At 74.0% G+C, this 25260-nt stretch carries 23 protein-coding genes; 10 read left to right on the forward strand and 13 right to left on the reverse strand.

Annotated elements, in window-relative coordinates; translation table 11 throughout:
* Positions 1-56 precede the first annotated feature (56 nt).
* Positions 57-1067 (forward strand): aldo/keto reductase family protein, encoded by a 1011-nt coding sequence (locus Q6348_RS05860; protein ID WP_304600365.1) that lies wholly within the window; start codon positions 57-59, stop codon positions 1065-1067.
* A gap of 43 nt (positions 1068-1110) precedes the next feature.
* Here Q6348_RS05860 and Q6348_RS05865 read toward each other — a convergent pair whose 3' ends face one another.
* On the reverse strand, positions 1111-2487 hold the full coding sequence (locus tag Q6348_RS05865; RefSeq protein ID WP_304600366.1) for an MFS transporter: 1377 nt from the start codon (positions 2485-2487) through the stop codon (positions 1111-1113).
* A gap of 112 nt (positions 2488-2599) precedes the next feature.
* Here Q6348_RS05865 and Q6348_RS05870 point away from each other — a divergent pair, with 112 nt between their 5' ends.
* Together Q6348_RS05870 and Q6348_RS05875 are read left to right on the forward strand one after the other, a co-directional pair.
* Positions 2600-3196 (forward strand): TetR/AcrR family transcriptional regulator, encoded by a 597-nt coding sequence (locus Q6348_RS05870; RefSeq protein ID WP_304600367.1) that lies wholly within the window; start codon positions 2600-2602, stop codon positions 3194-3196.
* A 95-nt stretch (positions 3197-3291) separates the two neighbouring features.
* Positions 3292-4941: an FAD-binding protein gene (locus Q6348_RS05875; RefSeq protein WP_304600368.1), complete on the forward strand. Its 1650-nt coding sequence runs from the start codon at positions 3292-3294 to the stop codon at positions 4939-4941.
* 46 nt (positions 4942-4987) lie between these two features.
* On the opposite strand, the gene Q6348_RS05880 is transcribed toward Q6348_RS05875, so the two are convergent.
* Complete coding sequence (locus Q6348_RS05880) at positions 4988-5392, reverse strand: ChaB family protein (protein ID WP_304600369.1); 405 nt, start codon at positions 5390-5392, stop codon at positions 4988-4990.
* A 180-nt stretch (positions 5393-5572) separates the two neighbouring features.
* On the opposite strand from Q6348_RS05880, the gene Q6348_RS05885 reads away from it, so the two are divergent.
* Positions 5573-5902: a DUF3140 domain-containing protein gene (locus Q6348_RS05885; RefSeq protein ID WP_304600371.1), complete on the forward strand. Its 330-nt coding sequence runs from the start codon at positions 5573-5575 to the stop codon at positions 5900-5902.
* 12 nt (positions 5903-5914) lie between these two features.
* Here Q6348_RS05885 and Q6348_RS05890 read toward each other — a convergent pair whose 3' ends face one another.
* Positions 5915-8287: a glycoside hydrolase family 31 protein gene (locus tag Q6348_RS05890; RefSeq protein ID WP_304600372.1), complete on the reverse strand. Its 2373-nt coding sequence runs from the start codon at positions 8285-8287 to the stop codon at positions 5915-5917.
* Positions 8288-8338: 51 nt separating this feature from the next.
* Entirely contained in the window at positions 8339-9505 is a 1167-nt protein-coding gene (locus Q6348_RS05895; protein WP_304600373.1) for an aminotransferase class V-fold PLP-dependent enzyme, read from the reverse strand.
* A gap of 133 nt (positions 9506-9638) precedes the next feature.
* Between Q6348_RS05895 and Q6348_RS05900 the strand changes: the two genes are divergently transcribed.
* Both Q6348_RS05900 and Q6348_RS05905 read left to right on the forward strand, forming a co-directional pair.
* Positions 9639-11168, forward strand: a complete 1530-nt coding sequence (locus tag Q6348_RS05900; protein WP_304600374.1) for a xylulokinase — start codon at positions 9639-9641, stop codon at positions 11166-11168.
* Positions 11165-11983 carry an alpha/beta hydrolase gene (locus Q6348_RS05905; protein ID WP_304600375.1) on the forward strand — a complete coding sequence of 273 codons (819 nt, stop codon included), beginning with the start codon at positions 11165-11167 and terminating at the stop codon, positions 11981-11983. The genes Q6348_RS05900 and Q6348_RS05905 overlap by 4 nt, the downstream gene beginning before the upstream one ends.
* Positions 11984-11992: 9 nt before the next feature.
* Here the strand turns inward: Q6348_RS05905 and Q6348_RS05910 are convergent, their stop codons facing one another.
* Positions 11993-12349, reverse strand: coding sequence for an arsenate reductase ArsC (locus tag Q6348_RS05910; RefSeq protein ID WP_434062059.1), 357 nt, complete (start codon positions 12347-12349; stop codon positions 11993-11995).
* A gap of 74 nt (positions 12350-12423) precedes the next feature.
* The gene (locus Q6348_RS05915) at positions 12424-13098 is read right to left on the reverse strand and encodes an arsenate reductase/protein-tyrosine-phosphatase family protein (RefSeq protein WP_304600377.1); all 675 of its coding nucleotides are present in this window, start codon (positions 13096-13098) and stop codon (positions 12424-12426) included.
* Positions 13099-13180: 82 nt separating this feature from the next.
* Between Q6348_RS05915 and Q6348_RS05920 the strand changes: the two genes are divergently transcribed.
* From Q6348_RS05920 to Q6348_RS05930, 3 genes are read left to right on the forward strand one after another with little or no spacing between them, the layout of a single operon-like run.
* Positions 13181-13519, forward strand: a complete 339-nt coding sequence (locus Q6348_RS05920) for an ArsR/SmtB family transcription factor (protein ID WP_304600378.1) — start codon at positions 13181-13183, stop codon at positions 13517-13519.
* Positions 13516-14568 carry a permease gene (locus Q6348_RS05925; protein ID WP_304600379.1) on the forward strand — a complete coding sequence of 351 codons (1053 nt, stop codon included), beginning with the start codon at positions 13516-13518 and terminating at the stop codon, positions 14566-14568. Before Q6348_RS05920 ends, Q6348_RS05925 begins: the two co-directional genes overlap by 4 nt.
* Before the next feature lie 14 nt (positions 14569-14582).
* Positions 14583-14831, forward strand: coding sequence for a thioredoxin family protein (locus tag Q6348_RS05930; protein WP_304600380.1), 249 nt, complete (start codon positions 14583-14585; stop codon positions 14829-14831).
* 2 nt (positions 14832-14833) lie between these two features.
* On the opposite strand, the gene Q6348_RS05935 is transcribed toward Q6348_RS05930, so the two are convergent.
* The 4 genes from Q6348_RS05935 to Q6348_RS05950 all read right to left on the reverse strand — a co-directional run bounded on the left by Q6348_RS05935 (position 14834) and on the right by Q6348_RS05950 (position 20346).
* The gene (locus Q6348_RS05935) at positions 14834-16195 is read right to left on the reverse strand and encodes a GGDEF domain-containing protein (RefSeq protein WP_304600381.1); all 1362 of its coding nucleotides are present in this window, start codon (positions 16193-16195) and stop codon (positions 14834-14836) included.
* 125 nt (positions 16196-16320) lie between these two features.
* Positions 16321-17385 carry a methyl-accepting chemotaxis protein gene (locus tag Q6348_RS05940; protein ID WP_304600382.1) on the reverse strand — a complete coding sequence of 355 codons (1065 nt, stop codon included), beginning with the start codon at positions 17383-17385 and terminating at the stop codon, positions 16321-16323.
* Positions 17386-17475: 90 nt separating this feature from the next.
* Positions 17476-18642 carry an EAL domain-containing protein gene (locus tag Q6348_RS05945; RefSeq protein ID WP_304600383.1) on the reverse strand — a complete coding sequence of 389 codons (1167 nt, stop codon included), beginning with the start codon at positions 18640-18642 and terminating at the stop codon, positions 17476-17478.
* Positions 18643-18693: 51 nt separating this feature from the next.
* Positions 18694-20346 (reverse strand): GGDEF domain-containing protein, encoded by a 1653-nt coding sequence (locus Q6348_RS05950; protein WP_304600384.1) that lies wholly within the window; start codon positions 20344-20346, stop codon positions 18694-18696.
* A gap of 149 nt (positions 20347-20495) precedes the next feature.
* On the opposite strand from Q6348_RS05950, the gene Q6348_RS05955 reads away from it, so the two are divergent.
* A complete protein-coding gene (locus tag Q6348_RS05955) occupies positions 20496-21722 on the forward strand; it encodes an AGE family epimerase/isomerase (protein WP_304600385.1) in 1227 nt (408 codons plus the stop codon).
* Positions 21723-21725: 3 nt separating this feature from the next.
* Here the strand turns inward: Q6348_RS05955 and Q6348_RS05960 are convergent, their stop codons facing one another.
* The 3 genes from Q6348_RS05960 to Q6348_RS05970 are packed head-to-tail and all read right to left on the reverse strand — an operon-like array spanning position 21726 to position 25124.
* Complete coding sequence (locus tag Q6348_RS05960; RefSeq protein ID WP_304600386.1) at positions 21726-22997, reverse strand: endo-1,4-beta-xylanase; 1272 nt, start codon at positions 22995-22997, stop codon at positions 21726-21728.
* Positions 22998-23031: 34 nt separating this feature from the next.
* The gene (locus tag Q6348_RS05965) at positions 23032-24018 is read right to left on the reverse strand and encodes an aldo/keto reductase (RefSeq protein WP_304600387.1); all 987 of its coding nucleotides are present in this window, start codon (positions 24016-24018) and stop codon (positions 23032-23034) included.
* Positions 24015-25124: a LacI family DNA-binding transcriptional regulator gene (locus tag Q6348_RS05970; RefSeq protein WP_350339644.1), complete on the reverse strand. Its 1110-nt coding sequence runs from the start codon at positions 25122-25124 to the stop codon at positions 24015-24017. Before Q6348_RS05970 ends, Q6348_RS05965 begins: the two co-directional genes overlap by 4 nt.
* Positions 25125-25260 lie beyond the last annotated feature (136 nt).

Here is a 25260-nt window from a genome sequence, read left to right on the forward strand (position 1 = left end):
GACCGCGATCGGGCATCACGCGCGAATCGTTTCGAGCCAGGCCGTAGGGTGAAGGCATGGTTGCTTATCGACGACTGGGCCGCTCGGGCCTGAAGATCACCGAGATCACGTACGGAAACTGGCTGACCCACGGGTCGCAGGTCGAGGACGAGACCGCCACGGCGTGCGTGCGCGCCGCGCTCGACGCGGGCATCACCACCTTCGACACCGCGGACGTGTATGCGAACACCCGCGCCGAGACCGTGCTCGGCGAGGCCCTGAAGGGTCAGCGGCGGGCGAGCCTGGAGATCTTCACCAAGGTGTTCTGGCCCACCGGGCCCCAGGGTGCCAACGACCGCGGGCTGTCCCGTAAGCACATCCTGGAGTCGATCGACGGTTCGCTCGAGCGCCTGCAGACCGACTACGTGGACCTGTACCAGGCGCACCGGTTCGACCACGTCACGCCGCTGGAGGAGACCATGCAGGCGTTCGCCGACGTGGTCCGTCAGGGCAAGGCCCTCTACATCGGCGTGAGCGAGTGGACCGCGGACCAGATCCGGGCGGGCAAGGCCCTGGCCGACGAGCTGGGTGTGCCGCTGATCTCCAACCAGCCGCAGTACTCGATGCTGTGGCGGGTCATCGAGGGCGAGGTCGTGCCGACGTCTCGCGAGCTGGGGCTGTCCCAGGTCGTGTGGTCACCCATCGCGCAGGGCGTGCTCACGGGCAAGTACCGCCCCGACCAGGCGCCCCCCGCCGGCTCGCGCGGCGCGGACGACAAGGGCGGCGCCCAGATGATCAGTCGCTTCCTGACCAACACCGAGGTCCTCGAGCGGGTCCAGGACCTGCGACCCGTGGCCGACGAGCTCGGCCTGTCGATGGCCCAGCTCGCCATCGCGTGGGTGCTGCAGAACGACAACGTCGCGGCGGCGATCATCGGTGCGTCCCGGCCCGAGCAGGTCGCGGAGAACGTCAAGGCCTCCGGCGTGACGATCCCGCCCGAGCTGATGGCCCGGATCGACCAGGCGCTCGGCGACGTGGTGGTGTCCGACCCGGCGATGACGCAGAAGAGCTCCCCCGCGGAGATCTGAGCACTCCGAGGGCGCCTGGACGGTCGTTCAGGCGCCCTCGCCGTCAGGCGTCGAGGGTCGTCACGGCGAGCACGCTGCCGGCCGCGGCGGTGCCCGCGGTGATCGCCATCGCCGTGCCGAACCCGGCTGCCAGGAGCTGTGGGTCGCGCAGCCCGTTGCCACCGAGGCCCGCCAGCGGCGGCAGCACGGCGACCGCGACCAGCTGGGCGACCCGCGAGACGGCGTTGTTGACCCCGGACGCGGTGCCGGCCCGAGAGTCCTCGACGCCGCCCAGGGCGGTTGCCGTGACCGGCGTGACCGTGATGCCCAGGCCGACCCCGAGCACGACGACGGAGGGTAGCGCCTCCAGGACGCTGCCGTCGGAGCCGAGCCGGGACATCAGCCACGCCCCGAGCGCGATCAGCGCCGGCCCCACGCTCAGCGGCAGCCGTGGACCGGTGCTCTGCAGGAGCCGGCCCATCACGGGGGACAGCAGCAGGACGGCGGCGGTGATCGGCAGCGTCGTCGCCCCGGCCGCGAGCGCGGAGGCGCCGAGCACCACCTGCAGGAAGACCACCAGGAGGAACGTCACCCCGCCCAGCGCGCCGTAGACCGCGAACGTCACCAGGTTCGCGGCGGTGAACCGGCGCACGCGGAAGATGGACAGCGGGAGCATCGGTGCTGCGGCGCGCCGTTCCCGGAGCCCGAACCCGACGACTCCCGCGGCGCCGAGCGCGCCCGCGACGAGCACCGACGGCGCCCCCAGCCCGTTGTCCCCACCTTCGACCGCCGCGTACGTGAGCCCGCCCAGCCCGAGCACCGCCAGCAGCGAACCCGCCAGGTCCAGCGGCGAGTCCGACTCCTGCCGGGACTCGGGGACGTGGCGGAGCGCCGCGAGCGCGACTCCCGCTCCGAGCGGAACGTTGAGCAGGAAGATCGCCCGCCAGGAGGTGGCGTCCACCAGGGCACCGCCGACCAGGGGACCGACGGCCGCACCCACGCCGGACAGCGCCGACCACGCCCCGATGGCGCGCGAGCGGTCCTCGCGCCTCAGCGTGGTCTGGATCAGGGCGAGACTCCCCGGCGTGACGAGCGCTGCGCCGGCTCCCTGGACGACCCTCGAGGCGATCAGCACGCCGACCGTCGGCGCGGCGGCGCACGCCGCGGAGGCCGCGGTGAACCAGGTGGTCCCGATCACGAAGACCCGGCGCCGCCCGTACCGGTCGCCGTAGGCGCCGCCCAGCAGGATCAGCGCGGAGAGCGTGAGCATGTACCCGCTGAGCACCCACTGCAGCCCGGCGGTCCTCGCGCCCAGGTCGGCGCCGATGGCCGGCAGCGCCACCGTGACCACGGTCGCGTCGAGGAACACCAGGGCGGAGCCGAGGACGGTGGCCAGCAGCAGCCACCGCCCGGCGGCGGAGCGGTAGGCGACCTGGGTCATGAGCCCTCGCGAGGTGGCGTAGGCATCTGCCCACCGTCGCACATCCGTGACGGGAACACGGGGGAGCCGGCCATGGCCCGGTGGCGGGTGCCGCCGGGCCTACGCTTCGTCCATGGCTCGACGGCGGGACGCCCGCAGGAACCGGGAGCGGCTGCTGGCTGCCGCGCGCGAGGTGTTCGCGGAGAGCGGCGCCTCGGCGCCGCTGGACCTCGTGGCGCGGCGGGCCGGCGTCGGGCGCGGCACCCTGTACCGCAACTTCGCGGATCGCAGCGCACTGCTTGCCGCGCTGTTCGAGGAGCGGCTCGGCCTGCTCGAGGAGATCCTGGCCCAGGGCGCCGACGACGTGTTCGAGCAGCTCGTCGTGGAGATCTGCTGGTACGAGCTGCGGATGCCCGGGTTCGGAGCGGTCCTGACCAGCCTGCCGATGCTGACGAACCCCGATCTGGTGCGGGTCACCCGGGCCACCGAGCGGCTGCTGGTCGAGGCGTTGCGGCGCTCGGTCGCTGCGGGCCTGCTGCGCGACGACCTCGTGCCGGGGGATGCGCTCACCGTGATCGCGATGCTCAACGGCGTGATCATCGCGGGCGCCGGCGGCGCCCCCGACGAGAGCGCGGCGCTGCGCGCGCTCGAGCTGCTCCTGGACGGGGTGCGGGCCGCCGGCCGGGTCGGTGCGCCGGTCCCGGCACCGGTGCTGGGCCCCCAACCCTGAGCCACGGGCCGGGACGTCCGGGGCTTCCGAGGTCGCGGCGCGCGGGCTAGCGTCGTGACGGACACCGTGTCCGGAAAGCTCGTCGGGAGGCCCTCATGGACGAGGTCGACGTCGTCGTCGTCGGCGCAGGTACTGGCATGCTCGCGGCGATCAGTGCCGCCGAGGAAGGACTGTCCGCCCTGGTCGTGGAGAAGGCCGAGCACGTGGGCGGCTCGACGGCGCTGTCGGGTGGCGGCTTCTGGATCCCCGGCAACTCGATCCTGCGGGAGAACGGGCAACGCGACGATCCCGAGCGGGTGCGCACCTACCTGCGCGCCGCGACCAGGGGCGAGGTGATCGACGAGCGCTGGCACTCGCACGTCGACCACGGGCCGGCCGCCGTCGAGGTGCTGCGACGACGAACCCCGCTGGCCTTCCAGGTCATGATCGAGTACGCCGACTACTTCCCCGAGCTGCCAGGCGGATCGGCGACCGGCCGCGCGTGCGAGCCGAAGCCGTTCGACCTCAAGCGACTGGGCGAGGACCGCAGCCTGCTGCTGCCGCCCGCGATGGCCGCCCCGTTCCCGATGCCGATCACCGGGCGCGGGTACAAGTGGACCAACCTCGTGGCACGCACCCCCCGCGGCTTCCTGACCAGCGCGCGCTCGGTGGCGCAGGGCGTCGCCGGGGCAGCGGTCGGCCGGGAGTACGCCGCGGGTGGACAGGCGCTCGCGGCCGGCCTGCTGATGGGGCTGCGTGCCATGGGTGTCCCGGTGTGGACCTCGAGTCCGCTGACGGACCTCCTGGTGCAGGACGGCCGGGTCGTGGGGGTCGTCGTGAGCCGAGGTGGTGTCCCGACGACGGTGCGTGCCCGCAAGGGCGTCATCCTGTCCTCCGGCGGGTTCGACCGGAACGCCGAGATGCGCCACCGGTACCAGTCCGAGGCGGTGGACGGCAGCTGGAGCCTGGGCACCACGGCCGACACCGGTGAGGTGATCCGGATCGCGGAGGAGCACGGCGCGGACCTGGCCTTCATGGACGCGGCCTGGTGGTTCCCGTCCCTGCCGCTGCCCGACGGCTCGATGGGTCCGATGCTCGCGGAGCGCTCCCTGCCCGGGCAGATCATCGTCAACGGGCACGGGCACCGGTTCATGGACGAGGCGGTCAACTACATGACCGCAGGCCAGATCATCGTGGGCAAGCACACGCCCGACGACCCCCACATCCCGGCCTGGATCGTGTTCGACCAGCGCTACCGCAACCGGTACCTGTTCGGCGCCGGGCTCTTCCCGCGTCAACCGCTGCCGCAGTCCTGGTACGACGCGGGGATCGCGAAGAAGGGCGCCACGATCACCGCCCTCGCGGACGCGCTCGGCATGCCGGACCTGCCGGCCACCGTCGATCGGTTCAACCTGCTGGCCGATGCCGGCCGGGACGACGACTTCGGCCGTGGCGACTCGGCGTACGACCGGTACTACGGGGACCCGACGATCAGCCCCAACCCCTGCCTGGGCCCCATCGACCATGGGCCGTTCTACGCGGTCCAGGTGGTCCCGGGGGACCTGGGCACCTGCGGCGGGATCCGCGCGGACCGGTACGCCAGGGCGCTGCACCCGGACGGCTCGGTGATCCCCGGCCTCTACGCCACGGGCAACGCAGCGGGCAACGCGTTCGGACGGGTGTACCCCGGCCCCGGGGCGACGGTCGGTCAGGGCCTGACGTTCGGCCACGTCGCCGCGCAGCACCTCGCGGGCCGGCTCGGCTGAGCGCCGCGCGCCGGCGCCGCACGCCGCGGCAGGTCCCTGCCCGCCCTCAGCTGCCGGAGCTGCTGCTGGCCTGCTCGATCGCTTCCACGAGCTCGTCCTTGGTCATCGAGGACCGCCCCGGAACGTCCAGCCGCTTCGCGACGTCGTACAGGTGCTTCTTGGACGCGTTCGCGTCGACGCCGCCGTGCGTCGGCGCCTCGTTGCCGCGCGACCGGGCCGCGTGGGCGTCCGACGGGCCGGAGTCGTCCTTGGGCTCCCAGTGGTCGCCGACCTTCTCGTGCGTGTGCTTGAGCGCGGCGTAGGCCGTCTGGTGCGCCCGGCGACCCTCGCCGTACTCGTCAGCCGCTGAGTCGTGGGCCTCGGCGAACGTCCGGCGTGCCTTGCTGTCCGATCGCGCGATCGTGTCGGGGAGCTCGTCGGTGAGGACCTTGCCACCACGTGTCATCGGCATCGTCGTACCTCCTCCTCAGGTGTCCGCCCATCGTCCGTCGGCCCGGGGCGTCCGGCATCCGGGCGAGGCGCCGGGGGTCGTTGCCGCCTCGGTTGCGGGGCCGTCGCGGGGCACGTCTCATGGATCCGTCGGACCGGCGCGGAGGTGCCGGTCGTGCCATCGACGCGAGGAGGACCGGGCATGCCCGTCGACGATGCTCTGTGGGACGAGTTCCACGCGGTGGTGAACATGACCTCCCGCGAGCTGCGGGACTGGCTCGCCACGAACGCCTCGGGTCCCGGTTCCGACGCCCTGCCCGACCAGGCCGGGACCGACCGGAGCCGGGCGGTCCTGGACCTGCTGGGCAAGCGCCGGACCGACCTGACCGCCGACGATGCGCGTGTGATGCGCTCCGTCGTCGACCAGGTGCACGACCTGCGCGGCGAGGAGCCCGAGCCCACGGCGGGGGACGCTCGGTGGCGCAGGCGGCTCATGTCCGTGGGCCACGACCCGCTCAAGCCCACCGGGTAGGGGCGGGAGCGATCAGTCCGCCTGCGCGAGCAGCACCTCCGCCACGGCACTGGCCAGCGCGGGCTCGAGCTCGAGAGCCATGATCTCCGCGGCGCGCAGCGCGAGGGGGCGGTCCCGGGTGGCCGCCTCGAGGACCCTGCTCTTGAGGGCGTACTCGACGCGGGCGCGGTCCAGGAGGTCGAACAGCCGGGCTCGGACGTCGTTGCGTGCCGGCTGCGGGTCCACCCCCAGCGTCACCTCGAGCACCGAGTCGATCGGCACGTCGTCGACCCGGACCGAGAGGCGGGTCGGTTCCCACTGGACCTCGAGCGCCACCGGTGAGCCATCCACGGCAGCGGTGGGCTCCACGCTCTGCGGCGCTGCCGGGAACGTCACGGTCCAGGTCCGGGTCGCCGGCAGGTGGTCCACCGCTCCCTCGGGCGCGGTGACGGTCAGCGTGCCGGAGCCCTGGCTGAAGGTGAGCCCCGTCCGCGACCGCGCGCCGTCCCGTGCACCGTTGTCCTCGACCAGGGTGAACGCCCCGTCCGCGCCCACCACGACCAGCACCTGCAGGTGAGGGGGGTTGACGGGCTCGTTGCCGGGCACCTCCTGGCCGTCCAGCGGCACGATCGCGCCCGCCGCGGCGAGCACCGGGATGGTCGACAGGTCGCGGTGCAGGTGGATCTCTCGGTCCCCGTCGTAGACCTGGTCGGTCAGCACGTCCACCCAGGTGCCCTCCGGCAGCCAGGCGTCGACGCGGCCGAGCCGGGTGCGGGCGTCGGCCGGCTCGGTGATCGCGGCCACCAGGAGCTGGTCGCCGAACAGGTACTCGTTCGGGACGTGGTAGGCCTGCTCGACCTCGGGCCACCGGTAGTACAGCGGGAGCACGAGCGGGGTGCCGGCGGCGGCCCGGTGGTTCATCGTGTGCAGGTAGGGGATGAGCCGGTGGCGCAGCCGCAGGAAGCGCGTCATCACGGCCGCGGCCTCGGGGGCGAAGGACCACGGCTCCTTCGTGGTGAACTCGTTGCTGCCCGAGTGCAGGCGCAGGACGGGCGAGAAGGTGCCCAGCTGGAGCCAACGGGTGGCCAGCTCGTCGTCCTTGGTCCCGAAGAAGTGACCGCCGATGTCGTGGCTCCACCAGCCGTACCCGATGTTGCTCGCCGTCGCGGTGAAGTGCGGCTGGAAGGCCAGCGAGGCCCAGGAGATCACGGTGTCCCCGGAGAACCCGATGGGGTAGCGGTGGCTGCCGGGCCCCGCGTAGCGGGAGAAGGTCAGCCCGCGTCGCCCGTCGCGCGCGTTGTCCAGGTAGTGGAAGTGGTTGAGCATCCACAGCGGGTCGATGCCCGCGACCCGGGAGTGCGGGCCGGACTGCCAGTCCAGCCACCAGAAGTCGACGCCCTGCGCCTCCAGGCCGCGGTGCAGCACGTCGAAGTAGGCGGTGAGGAACTCCCGGTCCGTCACATCGAACGCGATCGGGTCGCCGGCTGCGGGGTCGCGGCCCAGGGCGTGCGCCATCGCCGGGTACGCCTCCTCGTAGGACCGGACGCCGTCGGCGGGGTGCACGTTGAGCGTGACCCGCAGGCCGTGCTCGTGGAGCCAGTCCAGCAGCGACTCCGGGTCGGGGAACAGGTCGCGGTTCCAGGTGTACCCGGTCCAGCCGGAGCCGTGCTCGGGGTCGACGTCGACCACGTGCCAGTCCATGTCGATGACGCTGACGGAGAACGGGATGCCCTCGACCCGGAAGCGGGTCAGCAGGGCGCGGTACTCCTCGGCCGTGTAGGCGTAGTAGCGGCTCCACCAGTTGCCCAGCGCCCAGCGCGGCAGCACCGGGGTGGGTCCGGCCACGGCGTACAGGGCGGTGATCGCCTCGGCGTAGTCGTGCCCGAAGGCGAACACGTACAGGTCCTGGCGCCCGTCGGTGCGCGGCGCGACCCAGCCCTCGTCGTCGAACACCAGGGAGCCCGAGTCGTCGATCGCCGCGTACCCGTTGCGGGACACGACGCCCGGCTCGAGCGGGATGGCGCCATCCGCTTCGTCCAAGGTCCGAGCGGTGCCGCCGAGGTCGTCCGGCTCGGTGCCGTAGCGCCACACCGAGTGGTAGCTGCTGATGCCCCCGCGCACGGCCAGGCTCAGGCCGCTGGTGGTGAACGGGCCCTTGTCGTAGGTGAGTCGGAAGCGCGCGGTGACCACCTCGAGGTGGTCGCCGCGGTCGTGCACCGAGTACTGCGGAACCGGCAGCTCACGGTTGATCGCGAACGTGGAGGCGCGGTCCTCGAACTGCCCGTCCTGCGCGTACTCGAGCCGGACCAGGCCCTCGGTGAGCACGGTGATCCGGTAGCGCTCGCCGCGCACCACCGCCTCCGGACGAGCCACCGGGCGGGAGTCGAGGCGGTAGGCAGGCTTCACAGCGGTTCTCTCCTGGGGTCGGGTGTCGCGAGCGGGCCCGCGCAACCCACGCTATCGCCGGTCGAGCGGAGGTGCGCCGGGGGCGGGGAGGGGCTCGTGCGAACGGCGCGCGGTACGCAGCCCGGCCGCCAAGGCGGCATCGTCGCCCGGCGCGGTGTGGACGTGGGTCGACACGCGAAGCAGCGTCGTCCCGTCGGGCGCGGTGCCCGTCCACGCGCGCACGCCCGCGCCGTCCAGGGCCGCCCGCAGGGTCGGCAGCGTCACGCCGTCGACCAGGAAGGCGCGCAGCCGCCGTGGCACGAGCTCCGCGGTGCCCGTCGCGCGCAGACCCAGCCCCGTCAGGGTCTCGCTGAGCCGGTCGGCGAGCTCGACCGCGCGGTCGAGGTCCCCGGCGGCGCGCCACGCGTCGTGCTCGGCGATCGCCGCGCCGAGCCCCAGGGCCGGTGCCGGGTCCCAGGTCCCGCGCCAGCCGAACCGCTCCACCAGGTCCTCGCTGTCCCAGGCGAGCGACACGACCGCCGGGCGGACCCGGTCGCGCAGGTGGGGCGCCAGCCAGAGGAACCCGACGGCGCGCGGCACCGGCAGCCACTTGTGCAGCGACCCGAGCACGGCGTCCGCGCCGAGGTCAGCCACGTCGAGCGGCGCGTGGCCGACCACGTGCGCGGCGTCGACCACCAGGGTCACGCCACGCTCGCGGCAGATCGCAGCGACCTCGCGCACCGGGAGGGCCAGCGCGGTGGACGAGGTGATCGCGCTGAGCACCACCACACGGGTGGCGGGGTGCATCGCGGCGACCGTGGCGAGCACCTGGTCCGCGGTCGCCGGGAGGGCGAGGGGCACGACGTCGGCTGTCGCCCCGACCCGCTCGCACGCCACCTGCCAGCCGCGCAGCACAGATGCGTACTCCAGGTCGGCCAGCAGCACGTGGTCACCCGCGGCCAGGGGGAGCGACGCGGTCAGCGCGCCATGTCCCTCGGTGGAGTTGGCCGTCAGCGCGAGCGATCCCGGATCGGCGCCGACGAGCGCCTCCAGGGCGCGGGCCTGCTCACGCAGGCGCACGGTCAGGTCCGGACCCAGGCCTCGCGCCGTGTCGCGCTCGATCCGGGCCCGTTCGTCCTGCGCACGGGCCAGCGCCGCGCGGGTCGGGGCGCCGAACGAGGCGTGGTTGAGCTCGACGAGGGTCGGGTCGACGGCGAGGTCGTGCTGGGAGGTCGTCACCGGCCCATCGTGCCCGTGGTGGCCGCTGGCCCGCCGGTTGCGGGCCCCGGCGTGCCGTGGGGGGCGTGCCGCTGGGGGCGTGCCGCGGCGATCGGGCCACTAGCGTGGTCGCGACCCACAGAACGGAGCACCGATGCCCGCCACCCACGACGACGGCGCGCTCGTCGTCGCCGTCGACCTGTCCACCACGGCGGCGAAGGCCGTGCTCGTGGACGCCGTCGGTCACGTGCACGCCGAGGGGTCGGCGGCGCTCGAGACGGCGAGTCCGCACCCGGCCTGGCACGAGCAGGACGCGACGCAGTGGTGGTCTGCGGCGCGATCGGCGATCGCCGGGGCCGTGGCGCAGGTCGACCCGGCCAAGGTCCGCGCGTTGTGCGTGACGCACCAGCGCGAGACCTTCGTGTGCCTCGACGCCGAGGACCGTCCCCTGCGCCCCGCGATCCTGTGGGTGGACGGTCGGGCGTCGGCGGAGATCGCTGAGCTCGGGACCGGGCGGGTGCACCAGGTCTCCGGCAAGCCGCCGGACACCACCCCGGCCATCTACAAGCTCGCGTGGCTGTCCCGCCACGAACCGACCGCACTCTCGCGGGCCGCGCGCGTCGGGGACGTCCAGGCGTACCTCGCCCGTCGCCTGACCGGGCGGTGGGCGACGTCGGTGGCCTCCGCCGACACGCTCGGCCTGCTCGACCTCTCGGCGGGCAGCTGGTCTCCCGCGCTGCTCGAGCTCGCCGGAGTCAGGGTGGACCAGCTCCCGGAGCTCGTGCCCACGGGCGACGAGATCGGGCGCCTGACGGCACGGGCCGCCGAGGAGCTGGGGCTCGCGAGCGGTCTGCCGGTGGTCGCCGGGCTCGGCGACGGGCAGTCGGCGGGTCTCGCGCTGCGCACCGACCAGCCCGGCGTGGCCTACCTCAACCTCGGGACGTCGATGGTGCTCGGTGTGCGCGCCGACGCGTACGCCGCGGACCCGGCGTTCCGCACCCTGGCGGGCATGGTGCCGGGCACCTTCACGCTGGAGACCGTGCTGAACGCCGCGTCCTACCTCGCCGCGTGGTGCCGGCGCGAGCTCGGGGACCCCGGTCTGGACGCCGACGCGCAGCTCGCGTTCTTCGAGCAGGCCGCCGCCCGGGTGCCGCCTGGCAGCGAAGGGCTGATCACGCTGCCCTACTGGAACGCCGCGCAGACGCCGTACTGGGACCCCGACGCGCGTGGGGCCGTGGTCGGTTGGCACGGTCGGCACACCCGCGCCCACCTGTACCGCTCGCTGCTCGAGGGGGTGGCGTTCGAGCTGCGCCGGCACCTGGAGGACCTCGAGCGGGCCACCGGGCGGCCTGTACGCGTGATCCGGGCGGTGGGCGGTGGCGCGCGCAGCGAGACGTGGATGCGCATCGTCACCGACGTCACCCGACGCCCCGTCGAGGTGTGCTCCGCGGGGGAGATGAGCGCGGCCGGTGCGGGGGCGCTCGCGCACTCCTGGCTGGCAGGGCGGCCCGGCACCGCCGACCTGGCGCCCCCCACGGGGCGGACCGTCGAGCCGGACCCGCCGGTCGCCGACGTGTACGACCGGTGGTACGTCGCCTACCGAGGCCTGTACCCGGCGCTGCGCGAGACGTTCTCCGCGCTCGCCGGTGCGCAGACGCCGGGCCGCGTCAGGATGGAGCCATGAGGTGGCGTGCGATAGCGGTCGTGCTGGCGATCCTGGTCGTGGGGGGGTGCGCCTCAACGGGTGGCCCCGAGCCCGGACCCACCACCCCCACGGTGGGCAATCCGGTGGTGCTCGGCCTGAACGCGGCCGAGGACAACTCGCCGGTGCCGGTGGTCGTGCTGGTCCCCGGCGGGAGCTGGACGTCGTCGGACGCGACCGGCCTGCTCCCGCTGGGGCGCTGGCTCGCCGACCGCGGGGCCGTGGTCGGCGTGATCACCTACCGCACGGCCGCTGACCACGCCTTCTTCCCCGTCCCGGCGCAGGACATCGCGTGCGGGTTGGCCCAGGTGGTCGCCACGGTCCGCGCCGCCGGGGTCTCGGTGGGCGACGTGATCCTCGTGGGGCACTCGGCCGGTGCGCAGCTCTCGGCGCTGGTGGCCTTGACCGGCACCCGGTATGCCACCGGGTGCGACGCCGCGCCGGTCGCCCCGGACGGTTTCGTCGGTCTGTCCGGTCCCTACGACGTGGTCGTGGCGGGCAAGCCCGCGGACGCCCTCTTCGGCCCGGACGACACGGACCCGTCGACCTGGGCCGTCGGCAACCCCATGGCGCAGGTGGCCCTGCGGCCGAACCTGCCCGTGCTCCTCGTGCACGGCCTTGCCGACGAGACCGTGCCGGTCTCCTTCACCCGGCAGTTCGCCGCGGCGCTCCAGGACGCCGGTCACCCGACGCAGGTGCAGTACCTCAACGGGGGGGACCACATGTCGACGATCGACCCGGACAAGGTCGGTCCGCTCATCAGCGCGTGGTTCCGGCGGGAGGGCGCGACCGGCTGAGCACCGGTGTCACGCCTCGGCCGGGACGTCCAGCTCGGAGAGCAGGGATGCGACCCGCGCCCGGATCTCGTCCCGGATCGGCCGGACGGCCTCGATGCCCTGACCGGCCGGGTCGTCCAGCGCCCAGTCCTCGTACCGCGTGCCGGGGAAGATCGGGCAGGCGTCCCCGCACCCCATGGTGACCACGACGTCGGACACCTGGACCGCGTCGGCCGTGAGCACCTGGGGCCGCTCGGCGCGGATGTCGATGCCGACCTCGAGCATGGCCTGCACGGCGACCGGGTTGAGCTGGTCGGCCGGCATGGAGCCCGCGGACCGGACCTCCACGGCACCGCCCGACAGGTGGCGCAGCCAGCCGGCGGCCATCTGGGACCGGCCCGCGTTGTGCACGCAGACGAACAGGACGCTGGGGCGGGGGTCGGGCACGGCGGTCTCCTGGGTCAGGTGGTGAGGAGCGGGAGGAGCTGGTTCACGCGTCGGTCGAGCTCGGTCAGGGCGGAGTCGAAGGCGACGTCGCTGCCCACCCGGACCGGGTCGGGGACCGACCAGTGGCTGTCGGCGAGGCCGGCCGTCTCCTCGTGCGCCCGGTCGCAGACGGTGACGACGAAGTCGCCCGGCCGGTGGACCTCGACCAGGGTGTGCGGGCTGCCCAGCCCCGGGAGCCGCTGCCGCCGGGCGGCGCGGACGGCGCCCTCGGCGACGGCGGGTGCCGGATGGGTCCCGGCCGAGGCGACCGGCACGTCGCAGGCAGCCCGCCACAACGCGGCCGCGAGCTGGGACCGCGCCGAGTTCGCGGTGCACACGAAGAGCACCCGCGCGGGCCGGTCGGGCCGTCGCTGGAGGGGTCGTAGCCCGCCGAGCGCCCCCGGCACGAGGCTCAGGTAGGTCCGCCGGCGATCCCCCTCCGAGCGGGTCCGGCGGACCAGGCCGTGCTCGGCGAGCACGTTCACGTGGTGTGCGAGCAGGTTGGAGGTCATCTGCAGGTCCGCGGCGACGTCGGAGGGGGAGCGGTCGCCCCACGTGAGCATCTCGACGATGGCCAGCCGGCCCGGGTCCGACAGGACGCCGTGCAGGTCGGCCCGCCGCGTCACGTCGCGCAACCAGTCAGCGTCCATTGAGTCAATGTTCAGTGATGGAGGCGCGGACGTCAAGACTTCGGTCCCAGGCGGGTGGCGCGAGCGGGGTTACGATTCAGCGGTGCCTGAATCAATTCGCATCGAATTGTCACCGACCGCAGCCGCCGAGCGTGCCGCGGAGTCGCTCACCGTCCTCACCGCGATCGCGGACCCGGTGCGCTGGGCCGTGCTCGACCTGCTCGGCAGCGGGACGCACTGCGTGTGCGACCTGCAGGCGCACGTCGAGGTCGCCGCGAACCTGCTCAGCTACCACCTCAAGGTGCTCAGGGACGCCGGACTGGTCACCACGGCGCGACGCGGTCGCTGGGTCGACTACACGCTCGCACCGGACGCGCACGAGCGGTTGGCGCACGCCCTGCCGACGGCCGGGGCGGCCCGCCGGTCGGCGGTGGCGTCGTGAGCCTGGCGCAGCGGGTCGGCGCGGGGAGCGCGACGCGGCGCTGGCTGGGTCTGGCGGGCGCGGCCGCCGTGTGGGTCGCGGCCTACGAGCTCAACGTGCACCTGTGGGACTGGCTGGTCTTCGACGTGGCCGGCCTCGACCCCGAGTCCCGGCTGGGCTCCGGGGTGCACTTCTTCGTCTACGACTCGGTCAAGATCGGCCTGCTGCTCACCGGCATCATCTTCGTGGTCACGGTGCTGCGCTCGTTCATGTCCGTCGAGCGCACCCGGGCGCTGCTGGGCGGCAAGCGCGAGGGTGTCGGGAACGTCATGGCCGCGGGGCTCGGCGTCGTGACGCCGTTCTGCTCGTGCTCGGCCGTGCCGGCGTTCATCGGCTTCGTCGCAGCCGGTGTGCCGATCGGGGTCACGATGAGCTTCCTCATCGCCTCCCCGATGGTCAACGAGGTCGCGATCGCCCTGCTGCTCGGCCTGTTCGGGATCGGCCCGACGCTGCTGTACATCGGCGCCGGGCTGCTGGTCGCGATCGTCGGGGGCATGGTGCTGGGCCGGGTGCGGGCCGAGCGCTGGGTCGAGCCCTTCGTGTTCGAGACCCGGCTGCGCGGGCAGGTCCTCGACTCGACGCTCGGCCTGAGCTGGGCGGACCGGTTCCAGATGGGGCGCGAGGAGGTCGGGAGCATCCTGCGCAAGATCTGGCCGTACCTGCTGGTCGGGATCGGCCTCGGGGCCGTGATCCACGGCTGGGCCCCCCAGGACCTGTTCGCCAGGTACGCCGGAGCGGGCAACCCGCTCGCCGTCCCGGTCGCCGTGCTGCTGGGCGTTCCGCTGTACTCCAACGCCGCCGGCATCCTGCCGCTGGTCGAGGCGCTGCACGACAAGGGCCTGCCGATGGGCACGCTGCTGGCGTTCATGATGGCCGTCGTCGCGCTCTCGCTGCCGGAGATGATCCTGCTGCGCCGGGTGCTCAAGCCTCGCCTCATCGCCACGTTCATCGCCGTCGTCGCCGCCGGCATCCTCGCCGTCGGCTACCTGTTCAACGCCGTCCTGGCGTGAGGGAAGGGAAAGAAGTGAACATCAAGATCCTGGGCTCCGGCTGCGCCAACTGCGTCAACCTCGAACGTGTGACCCGCGAGGCCGTGGCCGAGCTCGGTCTGGACGCGGAGTTCGAGAAGGTCACCGAGTACGCCGACATCGCGTCCTACGGGATCATGCGCACGCCCGGCCTCGTGGTCGACGACGAGGTGCTGCTCTCCGGTCGGGTTCCGACCGCCGCGCAGGTCCGCGAGCTGCTCGCCCCCCGGGCTCCCGTCGCCTGAGGTCACGGCACCCCGGCGCCGCGGGCGGCAGGGTGCGCGGCCTCGACACGGTTGCGCCCGGACTCCTTGGCCCGGTAGAGCGCTGCGTCGGCCTCGCGCAGCAGATGGCCGATCGGGTCGGCGGCGTCCCCCGCAACGCCGACGCCCACGCTGACCGTGGCCTGCAGGCACGTCCCGTCCCGCAGCCGCAACGGGCTGCGGGCCACGGCCTCCCGGAGCCGCTCGGCGGCGGCCGCAGCCTCGCCGGCGCCCTGCCCGGGCAGGACGGCGACGAACTCCTCACCGCCGTACCGAAGCACCACGTCCTCGGCGCGCAGCGCTCGGCGGCAGGTGTCCGCGACGTGGGCGAGCAGGCGGTCGCCGACCAGGTGGCCGTGGGCGTCGTTGACGGCCTTGAAGTGGTCCAGGTCGATCATCGCGACGGCGACCGGGGCGCGGTCCCCACCGCGCAGGTGCTCGGCGAGGGCGGCCAGGCCGGCCCGTCGGTTGAGCACCCCGGTCAGCTCGTCGACCCGGGACTGCACGGCGAGGCGCTCGTGCGCCACGGCGTTGGACAGCGACACCGCGAGGGTCGCCGCGAACACCTGGACCAGGCGCCGCCGGCCCGGGTCCGGGCTCGTGCCCGGGAGCAGGAGCACCCCGAGCGCCGCTTCCTCGACCGCCAGTGCGGTGCACGACCAGCCGAGGCGCGCCACGTCCGCCTCGGTCCGTCGGGCCGCCTGCGGACCCCTCAGGTAGCTCTCGCACGCGTTCAACAGCTCCGCCGGGACGGCGCCGTCGGTCACCACGCGGCGGTCCCCGTCGGTCGAGACCAGCACGGCGGCGCCCGCGGCGCCCGACCGTGCCCGGAGCTCGCCGAGCGCGGTGCGGCACAGGCGCTCCGCGTCCAGACCGCTGGTCGCCGCGCGGGTGAGGTCGGCGAGGTCCCGCTGCGCCGCGTGGGCACGGCCCACGGCGTCGACGAGCGCATTGAAGTCGGCCGCCACGGCACCGATCTCGTCGGCCGAGTCCACCGGAACGTGGCAGCCGTCCCGGCACAGCTCGACGTCGCCCGAGACCACGGAGTGCTCCACGGACGTGCGCACGGCCCGCATCGCCCGGGCGAGTCGCGACAGGCGGCTCCCGATCACCAGGCGGGCGAGCAGGGCGTTGGCCGCCGCGACGAGGAGTCCGGCCACGACGCAGAGGATCCGGGTCCGGCCGGAGGTCGCCACCTGCGGCGCGAAGCCGGTGGCCACCAGGACCGACGGGAACCCCAGGCCGACGGCGGCGCCCACGACGGCGCTGTACACCAGCACGTCCACGGTCGCGCTGCCGGTCAGCACCGGGAGCTGCCACCGCGTCGCGAGGCCTCGCGCGGCCATGTCGCCTCCTGGGGGGTCAGGATGATCACCAGTCACATCGGCTGGTACCGGCGTCCGCGTGAGGGATTCCCGGCCCGGATCCAGGACGAGGCCGGTCGGCACGACGCCGCCATGGGCGCCGTGCGTCAGCCGGTGACGAGGCCCTCGAGCTCGGCGGCCTTGCGGGCCACGAGGTCGGCTGAGGCCCGCAGGCTGGTCAGCACCTCCGCGGAGGAGGAGACGGCCGTGGCCACGGCAGCGACGCCGCGGGTCATCTCGTCGGCCACGTTCGCCTGTTCGCGCACCGCGTCGGCGACGGTGCTCTGCTGCCCCTGGACGTGGTCGATCAGGCGCAGGATCTCGCTGATGGACTCCACGGCGGCGGTGCTGGCGCCCTCCATCGTGGCGATCATCGCGGTGATCTCGTCGGTGGCCTCCCGGGTGCGGTCCGCCAGGCTCTTGACCTCGCCGGCGACCACCGCGAACCCACGGCCGGCCTCACCGGCGCGCGCGGCCTCGATCGTGGCGTTGAGCGCGAGGAGGTGGGTCTGCTCGGCGATCGAGGTGATGAGGTTCGAGACCTGACCGATCTTCGCGACGGACTCGTTGAGCTCGGTGAGGCGGTCCCCGGCCACGCCGGCCGCGCCCACGGCCGTGGCGGTGCCCTCGGAGGCCGCGGCGGAGCTGCTGGCGATCTCGCGGATGCTGGCGGACATCTGCTCCGACCCGGCGGCGACGGTCGCCGCGCGGGCGGAGGCCTCGTCGGTGCTCTGGGCCAGGGCGTCGCCCAAGCCGGTCAGCTCCGTGGCGGACGAGGCGAGCGCATCGGCGACGTCCTTGGTCCCGCGGGCGGCGGTGCGGGCCGCGGTCACGTCGGACCACACCCCCACGAAGCCGCCCTCGATCCGCGACACCTGGAGGTCCACCTCCACCTGCACGTCCCCGACCCCGTGGGTCACGGTCCGGTTCACGGGGAAGGACGGCGCCGTGGTCACGACCCGGGCGAGCTCGTCGCGCAGCGCGCCGAGCACGGGCGCTCCGTACGTCGCCGTGACGGCGTCGGCGAGTGCACCGCCGGCGCGGTTGCGGTGCACCACGGTCCCCGTCTCGTCCACCACGAGGGCCGCGACGGGGAGCTCTTCGAGGATCGCTGCCGCTCCCACCCGGTCCAGCACCGGGGTGGCTGCGGAGGTGTGACGTGCGCGCTTCATGACGACCTTCCGTGGGTGAGGGGGGCGTGCCTACCGGTGGGCACCTGTGGAATCGGCAGGTACGGCGCGGCGATGAGACCTTGGACGGCGTCAGTGCTCGTGCCCGGCCGGCGCCGCAAGCCCACCCAGGCAGCGCGGTGCGAGGTCCAGGTCCTGCGCAGGTACCGGGCGACCCAGGTGGTAGCCCTGCACGTGCGTGCAGCCGAGCGTGCGCAGGACGGCCAGCTGGTCGGCGCGCTCCACGCCCTCGGCGACGGTCGCGGCGCCCAGGCCGTGGGCCATGTCGATGATCGTGCGGACGAGGGTGGTGACCGTGGGGTCGGTGTCGACCGTGTCGACGAAGGACTTGTCGATCTTCACGACGTCGATGGGGAAGGTGGCGAGGTAGGTCAACGACGACTCGCCCGTTCCGAAGTCGTCCAGCGCGACCTGGATACCCCGGTCGTGGACCCCGCGCACGGCCCGGAGCGCGAGGCCGGGATCGCTGACGATCGCTGTCTCGGTGATCTCCACGCACAGCTGGTCCGGACGCGCCCCGGCCAGAGCGATCGCGGCGTCGAGCTGGTCCAGGAAACGGGGGTCGCTGAGCTGGGCGGCCGAGACGTTCACGGTGATCTGCGGTCCGCCGGCCCACCGCGCCGCCTGCTCGCCCGCCAGACGGAGGACCTCGCGGCCCAGCGGCCCGATCGCCCCGGTCCGCTCGGCGGCTCCGATGAACCGGGTCGGCGGCACCTCGTGCCCCGGGCGGTCCTGCCACCGGCACAGGGCCTCGACCGCGGTGACGCGCCCGTCGGCGAGGGCGACGATCGGCTGCAGGTGCAGGCGGATCTGGTGCCGGCGCACGGCGGCGCGCAGCTGCTGACCCATCAGCACGTCGCCGAGCATCGTGCCCAGGTGCCGGGGCGGCTGGCGGGCGAGCCACGCGGTCGCGACCCCCACCAGCGCGAAGAAGGCCAGCCGGATCGCCCAGCTGCCCCAGGGCTGGGCCCCGCCGGTCTCGATGTCGGGCATCAGGGGCCCCGCGCACAGCCCGGACAACGCCCCCGTCGCCAGGCCCGCCCGGCGGCCGAACCGTGCAGCGGCGTAGATGATCGGCAGGTAGTAGACGTGCGCCAGGGGGTGCGGCGCGCCGCCCACGGCGTGCAGCGCGGCGGTCGCGGCGCCGACCGCGAGCAGCGTGCCGCACCACCCGGCGAGCACGGTCACGCGGGCCCGGGCCCACCGCGCGGTGGGCGGCTCGCCGGGTGCGGCCGTCACCCCATCGAGCGTGCGCGGCGCGCCCGGTGCAGGCCGGGACGGCGATGGCATTCAGGACACCCAGACCCGGTTGCGGCCGGCGTTCTTGGCCCGGTACATGGCCGCGTCCGCTGCCGCGCACAGCTCTGCCGGGGTGGCCGGGCCGTCGGCCGTGGTGGTGCCCACGCTCACGGTGACCCGCCCGTCCGGGACGCCGCGCGCCCAGACGAGGGCCTCGATCCTGGCGCGGATCCGTTCGGCGACGATGCCGGCGGTGCGTCGGTCCGCCGTCGGCAGCACCAGGGCGAACTCCTCGCCCCCGTAGCGCGCGGCGAGGTCGCCGGTCCGCACCGCGGACGCGAGCGCCTCGCCGAGCCGGGCGAGCACGTGGTCGCCCGTCGCGTGCGAGAACTCGTCGTTGACGCGCTTGAAGTGGTCGACGTCGATCAGGCAGACCGACAGGGGCCGGACGCCCGTCGCGCAGTGCCGCGCGAGCTCGTCCTCCAGGGCGCGCCGGTTCGCGAGCCGGGTCAGCGAGTCGTGGGTCGCCTCCCAGCTCAGCCGGGCGTTGCGCGCCTCGAGCTCGTGCGCTCTCCGGCGCTCCCGGTCCGCGGCGAGCCGCGCCTCGTCCGCGTCCAGTCGGGCTGCGAGCAGCACGGAGCGACGCTCGGCGAGGCTGTCGAGCCTCGCCGACACCAGGTCGCGCAGCTCGCGCCGCACCGCCAGGGCCGCAGCGAGATCGTCCTGGGCCTCGAGTCCCGCCGCCACGATCTCCAGCAGCTCGGCGCGCTCGGCCAGCCGCTCGTTCGGCACCGCCACCGCCAGTCCTCGTCTCGCTTCCGCCATGGCGTCGCCCGGCAGGTCCCGACTCCGCAGGTGCGTGGCGCGCAGCCGGTGCAGGGCGAGTCGCTGGGCCGGGGACGGGAACCGGTCGAGCATCGCCTCGACGGAGTCGAGTGCCTGCTCGAGGGCGGCGTCGTCGCCGATCGCGGCCAGAGAGGTCGCCACGGCGAGGCGTGCGTCGATCGCCAGCGCGCTGAGCCCGGCGGAGTCGGCCTCCTCGACCGCGAGCCTCGCCGCCGCGAGGGCCTGACGCGCGGCGGCGACCGCGCCGCGCGCGTTGGTGCGGCCGATCTGCTCGGACGTCGCCACGTAGGTGATGGCGAGGCTGACCTGGGCGGCGGCCGCACCGTCCGGGTCGTGTGCGGCCACGGAGAGCCGGCGCGCCTCGGACAGCGTCGCCGCGGCGCGGGCGGCGAACGGCGGGAACGACGCGTACGTCCTGCCGAGCACCGTGAGCGCCTCGGCGGTGGCCGCGCTGTCCCCGGACCGACGGCACATCGCCACGGCACGGCGCATGAGGTCGAGGGCCTGCTCGTCGTCCTCCACCGCGTGGTGCACCAGGCCACGGCACTCCAGGACGCGCGCCTGCCAGACGGGGTCCGCCAGCGCGGTCGCCACCAGGTCGGCGCGGTCGCAGGCCCGCAGCGCCCCCGCATCGTCCCCGAGCAGCCGCAGGGCGGTGGCGGCGTAGTGGTGGGCGACGACCTCGGAGCGCAGGTCCGCGTGCTGCGCGGCGTGCGTCGCGGCGTCCTGCGCGGCCGTCACGCACCCGGCGAGGGTGGTGTGCAGGCTCGCCTCGAGCCGCGCGACCAGGGCGTCGGCGTCGTCCTCGTTGCGCGCGCTGCGCGCCGCGGTGGCGACCGGGAGCCCGAGGGTCGGCATCGACGCGTCGCCCCCTTCGCATGGCCGTGGCTGCGGCCCGCGGTAGGGCCGCATCCACGTGATCGGCAGCCGGCCGTGATTCCTGAGATGTGCGGGCAGCGCGCCGCCGGGTGGCAGTAGCGTCGTGCCCCGACCGTCGAGGAGGAACGATGACGATCCCGGGCGACCAGCAGTACCTGGCGGACCAGCGCGCCGACCTGCTGCGCTTCATGGCGGGTGGAGCCGCCCACGCCGGTTTCGGGTGGCTGCGGGAGGACGGCACCGTCGACGGCGACCGGCCGGTCGAGCTCTGGATCACGTGCCGGATGACGCACGTCGCGGCGCTCGGTCTGATGGCAGGAGAGGCGCCGGCGGACGGCGGGCCGTCCCGCTCGGACCTGCGTCGCCTGGTGTCGCACGGCGTGGCGTCGCTCGCCGGCCCGCTGCACGACGACGAGCACGGCGGTTGGTTCGCCGCCGTCGGCCCCGACGGTCCGCGAGTGCGGGTCAAGCAGGCCTACGGCCACGCGTTCGTGGTCCTCGCGGCCTCCTCGGCCTTCCTCGCGCGCGATCCGCAGGCTGTCGACGTGCTCGAGGAGGCCCTCGAGGTCTCGGCGACCCGGTTCTGGGACGACGAGCAGGGGCTGAGCGTCGAGGAGTGGGACGAGTCCTGGAGCGCGCTGGACCCGTACCGCGGGGTGAACGCCAACATGCACACGGTCGAGGCGTATCTCGCGGCCGGGGACGTCACCGGTGACCCGGTGTGGCACGACCGAGCCGGCCGGATCGCCGCGCACGTCGTGGCCTGGGCGCGCGCCAACGACTGGCGCATCCCCGAGCACTTCGACGCGCACTGGCAGCCGCTGCTGGACCACCACCGGGACCAGCCCGACCACCCGTTCCGGCCCTACGGTGCGACGGTGGGCCACGGCCTGGAGTGGGCGCGTCTGCTGCTCGCCGTCGACGCGAGCCGGCCCGGTCAGGTGGCTGGGCTGCGGGACGCCGCCGTGGCGCTCTACGACCGCGCGGTCGCGGACGGCTGGGCCGCGGACGGTGCGGACGGCTTCGTGTACACGACCGACTGGGCGGGGAGCCCCGTGGTGCGCCAGCGCATGCACTGGGTGCTCGCCGAGGCGGTGAACACCGCCACGTCGCTGCACCGGGTCACGGGGTCGGCGCGGTACCTGCGCGACGCGACGGACTGGTGGCGGTACGCCGACACGTACCTCGTGGACCACGAGCTGGGTTCGTGGCACCACGAGCTCGACCCCGAGAACCGCCCCGCCGCGACGGTCTGGCCCGGGAAGCCGGACGTCTACCACGCGTACCAGGCGGCCCTGCTCCCGACGGTGCCGCTGGTCCCGTCGTTCGCCGCGGCCCTGGCCGCGCGCCGGTGACCCTCAGACCTGGGCGGTCACGGCAGTGCTCTCCCCCCGGGTGACCTCGAACCCCGTGGCGCGGCCGTCGACCGTGACCCGGTAGGCCCCGGCGAAGCCCTCCACGGTCAGGCTGCCGCGCTCGTCGGTCGCCGCCTCGGTGGGTGCCAGCCACCAGGTGCCCTTCACCAGTCCTCGCAGCGCGTCGTAGGCCGGCTTGGGCGTCCCGTCCGCACGCACGAGGCCGGCCGGTGCACCGAGCCACGAGCCGTCGTCGGACAGGCCCCAGTAGGTGATCATCTCGACCGAGGGGTGCTGCACGAGGAGCGAGTAGTGCCGGGCGAGCTCCTCGGCCTGGCGCCGCTCTCCCTCGGGCGTCGAGGGCCACTGCTCGGGCTGGTAGTCGTTGAGGTCGACGATCTCGGGTGGCATCAGCTCCCCGGACACGAGCGTGGTCTCGGTGAAGTGCAGCGGCAGCCCGAACCGGGAGAACCGCTCGAGCACGTCCAACGTCTTGTCCTCGCCCCACCAGCCCTGGTGCATGTGGCTCTGGAGCCCGATGACATCGATCTGGACGCCGGCCTCCAGGCACTCGGCGATGAGCTGCTCGTAGGCGGGGGACATGTTGAAGTCGTTGAGCACCAGGGTCCGCGCGCCCGCCTCGCGTGCCGTGTCGAACGCGAGACGCACGGTCTCCACGCGTCCCAGGCGCTGCGCGATCGGGGTGATCGCGTTCTCCTCGGCCGTGAACACGGGCATGATCACCGCTTCGTTGATCGCGTCCCACAGGTCCACGACGTCGGCGAAGTCGGTGACCTCGCGGCGGATCCGGCCGCGGACGACGTCGAGGACCTCGTCGGCGGGCACGTCCATCAGCCACCGCGGCGCGAGGGTGTGCCAGAGCAGCGGGTGGCCCTTGACGGTCACGCCCTGCTCGCCGAACCACTGCGCGGTGCGGTGCAGGCGGCGGGTGTCCGGGTGGCCGCGCTCCGGCTCGAAGCCGCGCCAGTAGAACGGCAGGGTCGCGACGTTGTGCACGTCGAACCAGAGCTCGGCGAGGTGCTCGGCCTGGTCCCGCCGGGCGCCCCCGAAGACCCGGGAGCCGGAGACGTCCTCGCCGTTGGCCAGCTCGATGAAGTCGAAGCCGATGTTGCCGAAGCCGAACGCGTGGTCGACCTGCTCGACGGTCACGGGCCGGCCGGCCAGTGGCGCGCCGTCGGGGGCGGTCAGCGTGAGCGTGGTCCGTCCCGTGCGGTGTGCGACGTCGGCGGGGACCTGGGCGGAGACGGTCGGCATGGGTGTCCTCTCGGGGTGGGCGGTGCTGTCGGTCTCAGTCGAACGGCGCGTCGAGCCAGGTGTGCCGTGGTGGCAGCAGGGCCTCCAGCTCGGGCCACAGGTCGTCGGGCACGGTGGCCGTCGCTGCGGCCATCGTGGAGGCCACCCGTTCGGGTCGGCTCATCCCCACGACGGTCGTCGTGAAGCGCGCGTCGCGCAACGAGAACTGCAGGGCTGCCGTGGCCAGGTCGACCCCGTGCCGCCGACAGGTCGCGTGCATGGCCCGCACGGACTCCAGCACGTCGGGCGGCGCCGGGCGGTACCCGTAGGTGGCCCCGGCCGGCACCGACGGTGCGGCCAGGATGCCGCCGCCGTAGACGGCCGCGTTGATGAGCGTGAGACCGCGGGCCTGGGCCGCGTCGAGCAGGCCGCCCGCGGACCGGTCCAGCAGGGTCCAGCGGTTGTGCACCAGGAGCGCGTCGAACACGTCGAGCGCCAGGTAGCGGGCCATCACCTGCACACGGCCGCCGGCCAGGCCGATGGCACCGACGACCCCCGCCTCCTTGAGGCCCACGAGCGCATCGACGGCGCCGCCCGGGGCGGTGAGCTCGTCGAAGTCGTGGTACTCCGGGTCGTGCAGGTGCACGAGAGGAAGGTGGTCCAGCCCGAGTCGTTGGCGGCTCTCGTCGACCGACGCGCGCACCCGGTCCCCCGAGTAGTCGGTCCCCTTGGCGTCGACCTTGGTGATGACCGTGACGTCCGGCGGGAACCCGCCGGCCGCCACCGCCGCGGCGCCGATGCGACGCTCCGACTCGCCGTCGGAGTAGCCGTTGGAGGTGTCGATCGTGCGGATCGGGCTGGCGAGCACGGCGGCGACCGTGTCGGTGCCCTCCCGTGCACTGACCTCCCTGCCGTAGAGCCGGGGCATGCTGCCCAGCGGGCTCCCGCCGGCGGTCACCGCGGACACGTCTCGTCCGAGCTGACCGAGGGGCCGCATCCAGGGGTGCGCGGCGCCGTCCGCGCCACGGATCGTCAGGGTCATGCCGGGCTCCTCGTCTCGTGCCGGGCCGTCCCGCCCGGGCGTCTCGTTCCGGGTGGAGGTGCGGTCGAGGCTCTGGTGACGACCGAGGTGGCGAGCTCGAGCCGGGGGGTGGGCCGCACCCCGCCACGGCTGAGCTCGATGACCATGCGGGTGGCTTCGCGGGCCATCGCCGCGAGCGGCTGACGCACGGTGGTGAGCTGCGGGGAGATCCACTGGCACAGCTCGACGTCGTCGAAGCCGACCACCGAGAGGTCCTCGGGTATCCGCACGCCCCGTTCGCGGGCCGCCTGGTAGACGCCGTAGGCCTGTTCGTCCGAACCGCTGATGATCGCGGTCGGCGGCTGCGCGAGGTCCAGGAGCTCGGCGCCGAGCCGTCGCCCACCGTCCACGAGGGAGTTCCCGTGCCGCACGAGGTCCGGGTCGGCGGAGAGGTCGAACCGCCGCATCGCCGCCTGGTAGCCGTCGAGGCGGTCGCGATGGCAGACCTGCTCGATCGGCCCGGTGATGAATCCGATCCGTCGGTGGCCGAGCCGGATCAGGTGCTCGGTCGCGTCGCGGCCGCCGGCCCAGTCGGTCGCGGCGACCGTCGCGAAGGGCTGCGACCCCGAGCCGACCGGGTCGACCAGGACCACGGGCACGTGCAGGCGCTCGAGCTCCGCGCGTCCGGCGTCCAGGAGCTCGGAGACCACCAGGACGACGCCGTCGGAGCCGCGCTCGGCCAGGTGCTCGACCCAGTCCGGGGTGCCGACGGGGCGTCCCTGCGTCGTGGTGACCACCAGGTCCGCGCCGAGCCGCGCCGCCTCGGCCTGGGCGCCGCGCAGCAGGGCGGTGGCCCACTGCGTGTCCAGGCTGCTGATGACGAAGTCGATCAGACCGCTTCCCGGCCCCGGCCGACCGCGCCGCTCATACCCGCGCTCGTCGAGCAGTCGCTCGACGGCTCTCCTGGTCGCCGCGGAGACGCCCTTCCGGCCGTTGAGCACCTTCGACACGGTGGGCACGGACACCCCGGCCGCCTCGGCGATCTCGGCGATCGTCACGCCTCTGCTTCCCATCGGTCCTCCGTGGGCTCGTTGACGTCGCCCTGCCTGGGCCATATCGTACAACATTAAGAAAGTTATGAAGAAACTTTCGAAGCGCCCGGACCCGATCGTGTCGGGATCCGTCGCAGGACCTGGACGGCAGAGCCAGGGGACGGCGAGAGGGGAGCGCGATGGGGCGGCTCGAGGGCCCGGCTCAGGCCGC

Source organism: Actinotalea lenta (genome assembly GCF_030586465.1).
GTDB lineage: Bacteria > Actinomycetota > Actinomycetes > Actinomycetales > Cellulomonadaceae > Actinotalea > Actinotalea lenta.